Source organism: Candidatus Zixiibacteriota bacterium (genome assembly GCA_016933955.1).
GTDB lineage: Bacteria > Zixibacteria > MSB-5A5 > GN15 > PGXB01 > JAFGTT01.
Genome location: JAFGTT010000034.1, coordinates 1 through 14,769 on the forward strand (window position 1 = coordinate 1; position 14,769 = coordinate 14,769).

10 protein-coding genes are annotated in these 14,769 nt (G+C 45.8%); 3 read left to right on the forward strand and 7 right to left on the reverse strand.

Annotation, left to right across the window (positions count from 1 at the left end):
* Positions 1-224: 224 nt before the first annotated feature.
* Positions 225-2,333, forward strand: coding sequence for a DUF2723 domain-containing protein (locus JXQ28_12490; GenBank protein MBN2278550.1), 2,109 nt, complete (start codon positions 225-227; stop codon positions 2,331-2,333).
* Between the two features lie 233 nt (positions 2,334-2,566).
* Here JXQ28_12490 and JXQ28_12495 read toward each other — a convergent pair whose 3' ends face one another.
* From JXQ28_12495 to JXQ28_12525, 7 genes are all read right to left on the reverse strand, one after another.
* Positions 2,567-2,767 carry a hypothetical protein gene (locus tag JXQ28_12495; protein ID MBN2278551.1) on the reverse strand — a complete coding sequence of 67 codons (201 nt, stop codon included), beginning with the start codon at positions 2,765-2,767 and terminating at the stop codon, positions 2,567-2,569.
* A gap of 194 nt (positions 2,768-2,961) precedes the next feature.
* Entirely contained in the window at positions 2,962-5,106 is a 2,145-nt protein-coding gene (locus tag JXQ28_12500; GenBank protein ID MBN2278552.1) for a sigma 54-interacting transcriptional regulator, read from the reverse strand.
* Positions 5,107-5,137: 31 nt separating this feature from the next.
* The gene (locus tag JXQ28_12505) at positions 5,138-5,440 is read right to left on the reverse strand and encodes a hypothetical protein (GenBank protein MBN2278553.1); all 303 of its coding nucleotides are present in this window, start codon (positions 5,438-5,440) and stop codon (positions 5,138-5,140) included.
* Between the two features lie 658 nt (positions 5,441-6,098).
* Positions 6,099-9,071, reverse strand: a complete 2,973-nt coding sequence (locus tag JXQ28_12510; GenBank protein ID MBN2278554.1) for a CotH kinase family protein — start codon at positions 9,069-9,071, stop codon at positions 6,099-6,101.
* Between the two features lie 556 nt (positions 9,072-9,627).
* On the reverse strand, positions 9,628-10,260 hold the full coding sequence (locus JXQ28_12515) for a hypothetical protein (protein MBN2278555.1): 633 nt from the start codon (positions 10,258-10,260) through the stop codon (positions 9,628-9,630).
* 14 nt (positions 10,261-10,274) lie between these two features.
* On the reverse strand, positions 10,275-11,000 hold the full coding sequence (locus JXQ28_12520; GenBank protein MBN2278556.1) for a TPM domain-containing protein: 726 nt from the start codon (positions 10,998-11,000) through the stop codon (positions 10,275-10,277).
* Positions 11,001-11,015: 15 nt separating this feature from the next.
* The gene (locus tag JXQ28_12525; GenBank protein ID MBN2278557.1) at positions 11,016-11,636 is read right to left on the reverse strand and encodes a LemA family protein; all 621 of its coding nucleotides are present in this window, start codon (positions 11,634-11,636) and stop codon (positions 11,016-11,018) included.
* A gap of 475 nt (positions 11,637-12,111) precedes the next feature.
* Between JXQ28_12525 and JXQ28_12530 the strand changes: the two genes are divergently transcribed.
* Both JXQ28_12530 and JXQ28_12535 read left to right on the forward strand, forming a co-directional pair.
* Positions 12,112-12,954: a DUF4097 family beta strand repeat protein gene (locus JXQ28_12530; protein ID MBN2278558.1), complete on the forward strand. Its 843-nt coding sequence runs from the start codon at positions 12,112-12,114 to the stop codon at positions 12,952-12,954.
* 255 nt (positions 12,955-13,209) lie between these two features.
* Positions 13,210-14,652, forward strand: a complete 1,443-nt coding sequence (locus JXQ28_12535; protein MBN2278559.1) for a radical SAM protein — start codon at positions 13,210-13,212, stop codon at positions 14,650-14,652.
* The last annotated feature ends 117 nt before the right edge of the window (positions 14,653-14,769 follow it).

Consider the following 14,769-nt stretch of genomic DNA (forward strand, 5'->3'; position numbering starts at 1 on the left):
AACATTCTTGATGCGACGTACCTGATCAACTACCTGTACAAGAGTGGTCCGGCGCCGAAATGCGGCACCACCGGAACCTGATCGTACTGATTTATTTACGAAAAAAGGAGCCGCCGTTAGGGCGGTTCCTTTTTTTCATGTTTCAAACTTGACAAATCCGCCCCGTTAACTATAAATCACTGGAACGATATTGAGATGTTTTATCAAATAATTGAGGTCCGGGGATGGCAATAATATACAAAAATCACCAGGGATTACTCGAACGAATTACTCGAAATCTGGCGATACTCTCCCCCGTCCCGGTATCCCTTATTGTTTTCTGGATAACCTGTTTCCGAACCATCACCTGGTGGGATAACTCAAGTTATTCCCTGGCCGCGGTCACTCTTGGTGTCGACCATCCGCCCGGTTCGCTTCTAACCACTCTGATCGGATGGCTGGCGGTGCAACTCCCAATCGGTTTTACATCCATCTTTATTCTCAATCTACTGGCCGGTCTGGCGGCTTCCCTGACCACGGGTTTGGTTTGTTTTTTGAGCGTGAGATTAGTTTCATCGTCCCAATATATGCCAATCAAATCACCACATCGGAATATTACATTGTCGATCATAGTGCCGATTGCCGTCGCAACTCTGATCCTGCCGTTCAGCACGACCATGTGGTCTTATACTGCCAAATTTACCCCATATGTCATGACGGTCATGATGACGGCATTGATATTATTCGCCATGATGGTCTGGTGGCGGAAAGCTGATACGAAAAACAGCTTCGGCTGGCTGTTTGTCATTACCCTCCTGTTCGGCCTTGATTTCAGCATACACCGCACCAATATGCTGTTACTGCCGGGTTTACCTGTCTGGATTTTATTACGCCGTCCCAGGATATTGAAAAAAGTGAAAACCTGGTTGGTCGGCCTGGGGGGCTTGATTTCCGGTCTCGCCTTTCATCTGGTTTTGATCCCGATGGCAACCCGAAATCCATTCCTTAATATCAATAATCCGAGCAACCTGACTCGTTTTTATGAATATATATCGCTCAAGCAGTATGGCGGCGGGTGGCTGCTGGGTATTCTGCCTCGCAAAGGAGACTTTTTAAATGATCAGGTATTGGATTATCTTAATGATTTTGCCGCCAATTTCATTCCCGTTAACGGGATCTTCGGATTCCTGGGTTTCCTGCCAGTTCTTTTCGGTATTATCGGGATTGCCTTCATTATTGTAAAAAACCGCCGGTTGGCCGCCGGTCTGATAGCCATGTTTCTGCTGACCAGCCTGGGGGCGGTTATATATTTTAATGTTCCCGCCGACTTTTTCCGCAGTATGGATCGTCATTATATGCCCTCATTCCTGATTTTCTCATTCTTTATTGCCTCCGGTGCGGGGTATTTGATGTCCTCGCTGACTGCAATTCGGGACCGGGGTTTCCTCAAGAAAAATCTTCCCCGGCTGTTGTTTTTATTTATTCTGGCGGCGCCAACCTATCTTCTATTTCATAATTACCGCAGTCACGATCAGGCCGATAACTTTATCACCCATGATATGGCCGCCAACATTCTTAATTCCGTCCCCCCCGATGGCCTGCTTGTCGTCGGGGGCGATAATGACACCTGGCCTGTGTGGTATCTCCAGCAGGCGGAAAAAATAAGAACCGATGTCACCGTTATTAATATTTATCTTTTAAACCTAAAATGGTATATCCGGCAGATACATGGGAGATATCCCGACCTGATCGGATCCGCGTATGATGATACGAACGGAAACTATGACTTGATTAAATGGCGGGATTCCGCCGTTGTCATTCCCGGCGCCGAAAATCCCGGCGAATTTGATTTGCCCGTTGGAACCGCTTTGCCGGATTCTGTAATCCTCCATGTCCGGCCCAATATTGCTGACCAATATCTGCTTATTGCCGATCAGGTACTACTGGAGATAATCACGAACAACTGCTGGGAAAAACCGATTTGTCTGACGACCGGCATATCATTGCAGGAACGTGATTACCTGACCCCCTATCTCCGTCTTGAGGGTTTGACCTTGCGAATGGTTCCCATAACTGATCCCCCACTAAATCCGGAGTTACTGGAAGAAAATCTCCTGAAAAAATATACATATAGCGGCTTTGCCGATTCCTCACTAATCTTGGAACAACCGTCCCTCTGGTATGCCGGAAGTCTCTATGTCCCTTTTATCCATCTATGTAATCACTGGGCGGAAGCGGGTAACTGCAATGATTGCGAACGAATAAAAAATAAGATGCTGGAATATTTACCACCCAATAGAACCGCCCCGCCGCAAAACCTTGTCCCTGCGCTGGAGTATCTCTGCCGTGATTAAAATGATGAGATGGGATCAATAAAAATACCGCCGGACTTGAATAGATGACCTTCCGAGTTGCCTGGTTTCTTTTACTCCGGCCCGGCGGCGTATCAGCTTAAAAAGAAGATGGTTTTTGGGGTAGTGATTGATCCCGGCGAATTTAAAGGAGCGAGAAACCCGATCGCCATGTACTAAATGAGTCAAAATCGGGTTTCCTGGACCGCTCCTCTTAAATACTTAAAGAACCTTTATCAGGAGATAAGCGGAGAATCGCATCGCTTGCCTCTTTTAAATCCTCCCACAATTACATTTACCACCAGATTTCCAATCCGGTAACCATCATTCAGGGGTTTGGCAACCGGGCTGGAGAAAGCAACCGGCATGGTAGGCAACCCCCGTTTTCCAGCCCGGTGTTGCTTCAACCACCTAAGGAGAACAAGTAACTGAGCCATGGAGGCTCAGTTTTATTATAGCAAGAAATGTACCAATTTTGAGCAGGCTCGGATAATAAATTATTTTGTTGAATTACAATGACTTATATGATCACGGTGATCAGACGGGTGACCCGTGGAATTAAAAAAATCGCGGACTGCGAATATTTAATCGCAGTCTGCGAATTGAAAACGATTTTTGCGAATGATTGCGATCAGTCTTTTCGGATCAAACCATATTTTCTAATGCGATAGCGAACCGAGCTTTCTGCGATTCCCAGAATCCGGGAGGTCTTGAGTCGATTCCAGTCGGTTTCTTCAAGGGCATTAATCAGCATTTCGCGTTCAGAAATCTTCTCCGAAAGAGCCAGCCGAACCATCTGCGCCATATCCCCTTTACTCATCAGGCAAAGCCGGTTGATCTCGGATTTCAATTCCCGGACATTTCCGGGCCAGTTATATTGACCGATCTTTTTAATCAGTTGATCGAAATCACGATCGTGATCATCGTCGATATGAACATTATTCCGGGCCAGAAAATATCTCACCAGTTCCGGGATATCATCTTTTCTTTTATTCAAACGCGGCAGGGCTATCGGCAGTTCGTTCAGACGATGAAACAGGTCGGGACGGAATCTCCCCGAGCGCATCCATTTTTCCAGATCATGATTGGTAGCCGCGATAATTCGAATATCTACCGGGATCAGAGCATTTCCGCCCAGTTGCCGAATGGTCCTGGTTTCAATAACTTCAAGTAATTTAGCCTGAAACTCCGGAGTCGCATCGGCAATCTCATTTAAATAAAGCGTCCCTCCATCGGCTTCGGCGAATAAACCCGGACGGTTGCGCGTGGCGCCCGTAAACGCACCCTCCCGATGGCCGAACAATTCGGACTCGATTATGGAATCCGGGATGGCCGCGCAGTTGACCGTTACAAATTTCCCCTTACGACCGGAAAATTCATGAATATAAAGGGCCAGTTGATCTTTGCCACATCCGGTCGGCCCGGTCAGGAAAACGGTAATATTCGAGCGCGCGATATTCTCGGCCATGCGGGCAATTTTAGACATCTGGGAATCAACGGCAATGAACACTGCCTTGCCGCTCCGGTTGGAACCCGAGGATTTTTCCGGAAAATGGAGTTCGCTCAATTTAAGATTGGCCTGACGGGCTTTCTCAACCAATCCCTCCGCCTGAAAATATTCTCGGGCCAGAAAAATCATGGCAGCTCTTTCGCCGTTATCGTACATGTCCGATTCGGCCGCCAGTAATCTGGTTTCGGCCAGCTCATAGGAAGCCTTAATCATCTGGAATAAATTCATGGCTTTACGATAATTCTGCCGTGCCCGGCGTCGATTCCCCCGCTTATGTTCGACAATCGCAAAAACCCGCCAGCAGGCCGCAATTTCAGCCTGTTCCCCAATATTTTCGGCCATCGCCAGAGCATCATCGGCCGTCCTCTCAGCCAGATCGTAAACACCCTGACCCAGATAAGCATCGGCCAGAAGACGTTGTATCTGCGAAACAAGAGCCGACTCCGGGGCAATCTTCATAGACAGGGTTAAGCCATCATTAAGAACTTTTACTGCTCTTTCATAATTGCCGGCCAGGTTGTAAATCCATCCCAGGTACTCATAATAAAGCGCCTTTTCGCGCTTATATTTCCGGGATAATCTGGTTGTCCGGGAAATCGCCTCCAAGGCTTCATCAATTTGTCCATTAAGCCCCAGAGCTATGGCATAAATCAGGTAAAACTGGTATCGATCACTTTCGCTGGCCCTCTCAATTGTTTTCCGGAGAAACTCCAGTTGACTTAAAGCCTTCCGTAATGCCCCGGAACGAATCGACACAATTGCAATATTTCTGGAAAATGTTTGAACGTTATCGGGTCGGTCCAATTTTTCGTTGATCTCGACACATCTTTCCAGATTCCTGACAGCATCATCGATCGCCCCTGTCTGATACAAAACATATGACAGGCGACTCAATACCAGCGATTCGTTTTTCAGATCCTCGTATCGCCGGAAATATAAATAGGCTTCAAGAAGCATCTCCCGGGCCGCCAGATAATCGCCAATCGATGTCAGATACCAGCCATAAAGATATTTGACTCGGGCAAAAAGCCGGTTCTCCCCGCTGGTTAGATAATAATTCAGACTTCGCTCGAGTAATTCCTGTATATCCAGATCGCCCAACCAGAGTTTTGATTCGGCCAAAAGGAGATAATAATAGGCCTCCTGATCCCGATTCAGGCTTTGTATAGAGACAGAACATAATTCAACCTGGGCCTCCTGAATCTGTCTTGATTCCAGAAGCTGATGAATTTTGTCCAGTTGATTATCTAATTTCTTAGCAATCATTTTCCTGATAAATCATTTTGATTTCCAATACTTATTTCATGACTATCAGGCGGATATTCTGTATTTTAATCACTAAATAAAACAAATCGGTTCTGAACCAGATGGAATTATCAGGAGAATTCCCATTATCCTCAATTCCGGCTACCGGTTTGCTTCCCGGTCCCCAGGGATCATCCCACGGCGGTACCACGGGTGGATCCCCGATCGGATCGTCACCATCCATTCCGTCAGGCGTATTGTTATCCGGTTTCCATGGAGGATCCGCAATTGCTGCCGACGGTAAAGTCACCGCCATAAATGCAACCAGGAAAATCAACAAGATCAGTTTTCTCATAACCATCACTCCTGTAAATCATGGTTTTTTGCTATTGCGCGGGTTATGACAATTATAAACCTCTGTTCGCCGCAAAATTAATATTATCTGAATTAACAGCCATGGACTGCTACAATAATATCCACCAAAGATTGAGATTTAAAAAAATATAACGGCCGGTTGCGTATACCTCCACTTCACCAAAAATCAGTCACTTGTTCTCAAAACGTGAAGTCAGGCCGATTAAATCGTGGTGCCGGTTTATCAGGTTAAGAAACGTCGGGCATTATACAACAAGGATACAAATCACTTTCCGACAATCTTCTTTCCTCATTATAAAAATAAAAAAAATAATTCGGATCTGTCAAGACCAAAATACTCATTACACCCTTCATTGTATCAAATTTAACCCTAATTGGCCATGTTGGAGTTGTTATTATGACATTAGATGTCATCCCGCGCCCAATTTTATACCTGAAATTCACCCAATCCGCAAAAAGTGTAAAAAAACGCGCCTTAACAATAGTCCAATGATCTTCATTTATTCGACCGGTAATATCCGGATTAAAATCACTGCGACCCGGTATCATTGTTCCCCGTACCGTAACTTTAGAATCTAAAGGTTCCTGTCCTCAAATGGACAGGAATCTTTTTTAATAGATAAAAATCTATGATCGCCTTATGGGCAATTTGGAGCCGGCCCGCCCCTGTACAGGTAATTGATTAAATAGGTGGCATCCAGTATATTGACCGACAGGGAGTTGTTCACATCGGCACTTTCTGATGGATTCGGAGCCGGGCCTCCCCTGTACAAGTAATTGATCAGGAAGGTCACATCCAGTATATTGACACTTCCGTTACCGTTGGCATCACCGCAGATAAAGCAGTTGTTAGCAGAACCCGGGGTTATAACACCCATGAAAACCCAGGTATCATTGCCATCGGGGCAGCGGCCATATGTGGTATCAACCTTCTGCTCGCCAAAAGTCACGGTATCAATCGTAACATTGTTATTGACATCAATATCAAAAAGCCCGACAGCTTCCCCGGAGGCACCGAGTTTGAAACCGGTATGCAAATCCCCCTGCTCCTCATCTTCATCAGCCAGAAACACCAGGTATCCGCCGGCCTCGATCGTCACGCCCGTTGGAATCTGCCATTTGGTTGGATTCTCCAGATCGTCGGACATATACATACCGCCCATATCGATACTGCTGGTTCCGGCATTATAGATTTCAATCCAGTCGGGATAAGTACCGCTTTCATCGGGATCCTCAAAAGCCGACTCATTGTCTGCCATGAATTCGTTGATATACAGCGGTAAGGCCATGGCTCCGACTTCATAGGAATAACGCTGGGTCCCCGGATCGGTCGGATCTGTCACCGTCGCCCCCGAATCATCCTGGGCCGTCACATAATATTCCACCACCGTCCCCGAGACCTGAGGTGGAATCGCAAAACCGTATATATTATCTCCCGACAGCGAATCCTGGTTTAGTCCGTTGTCAAGCATCGCCTCGGTCGCCTGGCTGGAATTAATGATATAAGTGAGATTGACCAGCGCTACCGCACTCTCGTCGGTTACCTTCGCGACTACATACACCGAATCATCATCGGTGACAATCTCCGGTATCCGCATCATCCACTCGATTACAGGGTTCTGGTTGACCGCCACCGTATTCGAGGCCTCGGGGGTCGGAGTGCTGAAAAATTGCCAGTTCTCCGCTCCATCAGGATAGCGACCGTAGGATATATCCGTCGTCTGTTCCCCGAAGGTAACCTCATCGATTATCGTCTGGTCCGGTTCCGATAGAATAATCGATTCCCCGGAAGCCGACAGCTTGAAATTGGCGTGCAATCCCACCTGCTCCTCATTGTCGTCGGCCCAGATAAGCAGATAGCCATTACCTGCGATCGAGGTATCCGGGAAAGTCCACTGGGTCAGATCGGCATCATCATCGGTCAGGTAATGTCCATTCAGCGAAATGGCCGTGTCGGCGCTGTTATACAACTCAATCCAGTCATCATACTCACTGTCCTGGTCGGCAATGATATTGTCATTGTCCGCCATGAATTCATTAATCCTGATTGGATTATCGCCGCTCGAGGATACCGTTATGGTATAATATTCAAACTCCGCTCGAGCCGGAGAAAAGATACCGACATTGCTGTTTTCGGCGTAGATATAGTACATAATATCGCCGCCGTTGACATCGACATAAGCGCCATAAACACCGTCGCTTGCCGCGCCGTCACCATGAGCGCCGTCATCATACATGGAAACCACCGTAAACGCCTGCCCGTTGTTCTGATGATAACCCAATAGCACCGATGTCATGTTGGTTGCCGTGGCTGTAATCGCTATGGTGGTTCCGTTCAGGACCGTTTCCGGGGAATGCAGGATATTGGTTATCGTAGGGGGTGTTGCGGTATAGAAAGTCTGCCCGCTCAAATAACTGACCCTCGCATCCATCAATTGCGTAATCCCAATTTTATTACCGGCGGAACTGGTCAGATTGGTTAAAAAGGCGCTGTATGTGAAAAATTTGTTCGGATCGTTTTGAACTTCGGTTGCGATTATGTCTTGCAATTCCCCGCCCCTGGTTTCGTACCAACTATTGGCGAAATTCTCATCGACCATAGTCTTCAAATGAGCCAGATACATCTTCTTGTAAGTCGTATTGGATAGGACCTTGTTAAGAATCGAAAATCGGCTGTCGGTGGAATGAACCAGCGGGCTTAATTGCTTCATCTGGGTTGTTGACAGGTTTCCCGTCGATCTCAACTGGGTAAACCCGCCAAACGACATATTCAAATCCCATATAATAGGGTTAAACCGATTGGAATAATCCTGAAATACGTAATAATTCTGGTCTACATTGACCGGGGCATCGAGATTGACAAGGAGAATATCGAAGGCAATCATCCACAAATGCCGGTCGACATTCAGAACCTCATCGACATTGGCGGTGCTGTTGTTGAGGACATCAAGAAAATTCACCATTTCATCCCAGCCCTCATCCGATTCCAACTCGAAATTATCATAATAAAGACTGGGATTGGAACCCTCGTATCCCCAGATATTGACGCTCGACATCAATCCATCACTGAGAACCCCTTTGAAACGCGCCCCATCGTCATCGAGATCATTGTTTCTGGCGAAAAATTTGTCGACATCCTGGACACTGGTATAAAGCCCGATATAGGTCCCATTTATTGTCACTTTGATATAATTGGCCTTACTGGCCGGCATATATTTACGGGCAATTTCATAGCTGAGTGTTTCCCGGATAAAACTGGGATCATCCCAGACATTAGCCAGCTTGAGCGTCCCGTAACCGTCATAAGTCTGGTCGTCAATTATATGATCCAGCTTGATATTCAGGGGATTCTTTGTCTGGTTGGGCCGATAAGTACTGTTGCCCTTGTAACGGACGCCCACGCTGTCGAATTGAATACCGTTGATTACGGCCGTCCCGACCAGGCGTTCTTCATTGCCCGCCGCATAATAGACATCCAGTATGGCGTCCCAGTTCGATTCTTCAAAGGTGATTTCAATGGTATTAATGGTATTAATGTCGTAAAAATCATCGGCGCCGACATTCATTGATAGCGATAACACCACTGCCATTAATAGGATTGAATACTTCATGGACGCTCCTTTATAATGGAATTTGAAGGAATAATATATCATAAACCGTCATATATGCCAAAGTTTATTTTTCAGTCATGCCTTTTCCGGCTTTTTCTTTAACAAAATATGAGGTATGATATTGTCCCTTTCGAGCAGTAATAAAACAAGGTTAGTATGGCCTAACACAATTTCAATACTATTATAATAACATATTGTCATATGGCAACCATTTTTTACCCATTGATACAAACTGATACATTTTATTAAAATCATCGGCACAATATACGATTTTCGGCAATTGCCACCAGACGCCTTCCAATCCGCCTATTGAACTCCTCCCGTTTTATCGACAACACGTTGCCCCGCATAATATTATATTATCCTCGACTCAACCGGGTATTATTTGACAACACAACCTTTTAAGTCGATTTTATGAAGTTATGCCGGTATTGCTGGAGGTGCGGGAATTGCTCCATACTCAATATATTAATGGATTAGATATTCCTATGTCGATGATGTTAAACTTCCCGGGTCAGTCGGAGACAGGACTAATAAAAAACGTCGGAGCGAGCAATCAGTCAATATCTTCTGGTCGATCCGGAAGTTGGTTTAAATCTTCACTCTTTCCGGGGAAATGGCGGGCAAGTTCAACTGCAATTGATTCTATCGTTTGGATGATTCCTTCGGAGTGCTTGCCCTGACTCATTGCCCGGACGAGAATGGCCTGCTGTTGGTGCCAGAAGTCCGGAGACGCTTTGGATGCAATACCCTTATCGGCCACAAGCGCGGCCTGGTTTTCATCCAGCGACACAAAAATCAAAATCCCGGCGAGTCCCCTAATCGGGATCAATTTCCCGAACCGGCTCAGCGCCCGATTCCAGACAATTCGGCGCCTGCGACCGACCCGCCTCAGGAATCTTCCCCAGCCGAAATACGCGACCAGAAAGCCGATTCCGCCCCAGAGAATTGTCTGAGTGCTGTTATAGTAAATGCCCCAATTGTTTTCACGAGTAAGATATAAAGCCACAGCCATGCAAATAAGCGTGAATACAAGAGCATGTATTATCCGCTCCATTTCCCAGTTCCGGGAATGAGAGGCCAGCTCGACCGCTATTTCGCCGCTGGTGGATGACTCAGCTTTTATCACGGCCGCCTCGATAACATCGAAATCAGCTTGAGAAAAATATTTATCGACGAGTGTTGCCATATCCTGTCCTACTCCTACCAACCGCCGCTGGCGCCGCCGCCCCCGGATGAACCGCCACCGAAACTGAAACCGCCGCCACCGCCACTACTCCCGCCACCGAATGAACCACCGCCGAATCCGCCTGAAAACGGCCCGCCGAATGTGCGGCTGATAATCCCCTTTCGGCGGAAGATCGCAATTATTATAAACATCACGAAAAAAACGAAAGGAAATATCAGAGATAATATATCTTCGCCGCCGTTTTTCGGTTCGGGCGGGTCATAATCACCACCGATCGCTTCCACAATGCCATCAAGGACAGCCCCTATACCGGCGGCGTAATCGTCGTTACGGAAATTCTGCGCCATTGGAGAATTTCTGTTTACCAGACGACCACATTCCAGATCGGTCAGGGTTCCTTCAAGTCCATATCCGACCTCAATCCGGGCTTTCCTCTCCTGAATAGCCGCCAGGAAAAGAACCCCATTATCCTTATCTTTTTTGCCGATTTCCCAGGCACGCAAAACATCGTGGGCGTAATCCTCAAGGGATCGGTTACCGATAGTCGGAATAATCAAAACCCCTATCTCATTTCCGGTTAGCTTTCTATAAGCAAGGATTTTCGCATCCAACTGCTCAATTTGATCACGGTTGAGAACTCCAGCCCGGTCATTGACCGGACCGCGATAATCAGGGAGTTCAGAAGCGGCCAGAAATTCAAAGGCCAGGAGAACCGCTATTATATAAAGGAGTTTCTTCACCGGACGCTATCCGTTTTACTTATTATTAAAGGCATCTTTCACGCTGGGCGCTGTCTGAGCATCCGGCTGGGCCGCAAAAAATTCTTTTTCATAAGGAAATCCGAATATGGCACCTGCAATCAAAGCCTGGATACCTTTTTGCCGGTACGTATTGTACTCGCGAACCACTTCGTTGAATACTCGCCGTTCCTGGGCAATGCGGTTTTCGGTTCCTTCAAGCTGTACCATCAGGTCAGAATATAACTGGTCCCCTTTAATTTCCGGATACTTCTCTACGACTACGTTGATAAATGAATTCAACTGCCGCGATAGTTGACCTGCCAGCGAATCAAGGAGCGCCGGATTCCGGCTTCCCAGAGCGGATTCGGCTGATTCTTTAAGTTCAATTACCCGCTGTCGCATAGCTATGACTTCGGTCAGAGTTGTCTGCTGCCGCTGCATGAAATTGTCCACACCGGCCACCAGATTCGGAACAAGGTCAAACCGACGTTGATAGACATTCTGCACTTGCGCCCATTTTTCATCAACAGCCTGCGAACGATCGATTAATCCCCCGCGACCGGACCAGACCCAGCCGCCGACGATCAGGATAAGCAGGACAATTATACCGATGACAATCCCGGCAGTCTTCATCATTGTCTCCTTTCAAAGATTTGCCTGTGGATGAGAGTGCGCCACAATACGATATCCAGCCACCAACAAATGCCGGTCTGCCAATGGACTCTCTTCCTATAATCTATATACAAGGTTTAATACGACGGATGCAACAAGAATATTTTCCTTAATCATTTTCTTTGTGGATGAAATACTGACAATCACGACAGATACAATCAGCAGGTATCCTTAACTGACTTTACCCAAACAGGGTCCACTTTATATTGGTCTTTGGATTTTAAAGAATCTTAAATTATCCCTTGACAAGCGCTTTTTAAATTATATAATAGTATTACTAAATTGAACAAGGCAAATCCTCCTTGGTTGTCACCATCGCTTAGCCTTTAAATTTAATAGACCGGAATTAATCGTCGGGGTAATGCGAATTAAACAGCGCATATCCATGCAGGTTTAGTATTCAATTTCGACTGAAGGTAATTTATTGTTGGGAGGAATAATGAGACATAATATTAATAATTCGATAATAATATCTTCATTTATAATACTATTTGCAGGTTCTATCATGGCCGTTGATCTTGAAAAAACTTATGAATTCGCCGATATTCATTCCATAAATATCAAAGCCATGACCGGCGAAATAAATATCCATTCCGGTGACGGAGATAAAATAATTTTCCATTACATAAATAAAATGGAAAAACCGGATATAATTTCACTCGACATTGATTCCGCGCGGGGAGAATTGTTTATTGAAGAAAAATGCGATGTGAAAGACCCGGTCGGTCATACCACCCTGGATATTACCATTCCTCAGAATCTGATTGTGGAAATGATCGATTGCTTCAGCGGTTACCAGTCGATTGAAATTCATGATGTCGACGCTGATTTCATTAAATGCCACGCCGCCACAGGCTCTATAGCAATCGGTTCGGTGAAATCGACCGAGATGGACCTGACGACCAGTTCCGGACCAATAAATTTGGAAAATTGCGAAATCAAAGAATATGCCAATATGGTATCATCGGGCGGCCATATATTAATCGAATTGCCATATCTCCCTTCCAAAAAGACCAATACGGCTTCGACCACTGCCGATACCTACCTGGCCGTTGAGGACTTTGGCGACAATTTCAAACTGACAATTATAAAAAACGAAGATGAAGGACATATTTTAATTCCCTTCAAATGCACCGAATCATATACCGAAAGGTATCACAAGGAGGATACCTTCAAGAGCGATTTTTGTGTTGTCAAGATGGGGCGTGGCGGGCCGGAGATAAATATGATAACCGGGTACGGCAAAATCAATATTAACGAGGGGAAGGCCTCCAGGGAATAATAGCCTTTTTTATCCACGGGCCTTTTTCTTATAGCTGATTATGTTATTTGTTTATAGATGTTCAATGATACAATATCATGGATGTATCGCATCTGCTTCTTTTGAGTTTTACATCAGTTGACCGGACAGCATAAGTGCTGATGTGAGACTGTCGATCACACCGGGATTAAGCATTACAATCTGACTGTCTTCCATGAGATTGCCAGAAGGCAATTAAAATGGCGTGGACCAATTATTATCCACCGGGAGGCAAATATGTCCGTCGGCTTAAAACCATCGTACTATAATTTCATCTTTGATCTGGATGACGGTACCCATCTGGCCTTCAATGCCATGACCGGAGCATTTGCCAGAATCAAAGATGATGATTATGAAACAGTAATCAGACTGCTGAATAGCCCGGCCGAATTCAAAGTCGGCAATGACAGAGACAGCCGGATTCTCGAAGCCGCCAAAAAGGCTCAATTCGTGATTGACGAAGACTATGATGAATTTGAAATAATCAAATTCCGGGCCAATCGACTCAAATATACCAGTGAAACTTTCCACTTGACCATCATGCCGACTCTGGACTGCAACTTTCGCTGCGCCTATTGTTATGAAAACTTCGAGAAAGGGAAAATGCCGCCCGAAAATCAGGAGGCCTTATGTTCGTGGGTAGATCAGAAGCTGAAAGGATCAGTGGTTTTTGATGTTTCCTGGTTCGGGGGTGAGCCGCTGATGGCATTCGATGTGATGGACAACCTTACCCGCGAGTTTAAAAGACTTTGTAAACGCCGGCAGGTCCGTTATAAGGCCGGTATTACCACCAACGGATATTATTTGACCCCGAAGAGAATCGAGCAGATTAAGGAACTCTCAATTAAAATATATCAGATTACCATTGATGGCCCGCCGGAGACTCATGATAAAAGAAGAGTCCTTATCGACGGCAGGCCGACTTTCGCCAGAATAATGAACAATCTTACCCACTTATGCAACATGATACCTGATGTTGATGTCAAAATCAGGGTTAACTTCGATCATGCCAGTTTTGTTCGGATTCCGGAGTTATTTCCATTGATACCGCCTAACGTTCGATCAAAATCAGAAATATATTTTCGGCAGGCTTTCCCCTCACCGAAATGGTGGGATAAAAACGAACCATCCAAGAAGACCTATGTCACCCGGGGCGATAAGCGTCTTGATTATATGATATTGCAGAATAAAGCTCAGGATTTTGGTTTTAAAGTGCTGGTCAGTAATTATTCCCCCCAGGCAGGTTACTGTGAGGCCGATTATGCCAATCATTTTGTGATTGATCCCAAATGTTACATCCACAAATGTACCGTAGCTTTCGACGATGAACATCGTATTGGTAAAATCAATCCTGACGGCAAAGTCGAGGTCAATGTTCCGCTTATGGCCCGATGGCTTCTTAGAGACACCTATAATAAAGATATCTGCAGAAAATGCCGGATATTACCCCTTTGTATGGGGGGATGCGGATTCGACACGCTTTGCAGTAAAAATAATGAAATATGCAGCACTATCAACAGCGAATCCATGACCATCGAGAACCTGAAAATGCTTTATAAAAATCATCTGATCGACCAACAGCGAGCCGCCGAAAAGCGAAAATTGCAAAACCGGAGAAGATCCGAAAAGCGCAGGGCCCGATTAAATAAAGAATCTTACAGAGCGGCTGTCGGCGTTTGAATAATCTGCAGGACAAGAATAATGTTCATTTCAACTAATTACCCGCAAGGGCTGTTGCCGGGACTGTTTCCAAAGGAGGTGAGGCTATGGACTTTATGATTGAACCTCAGAACATGC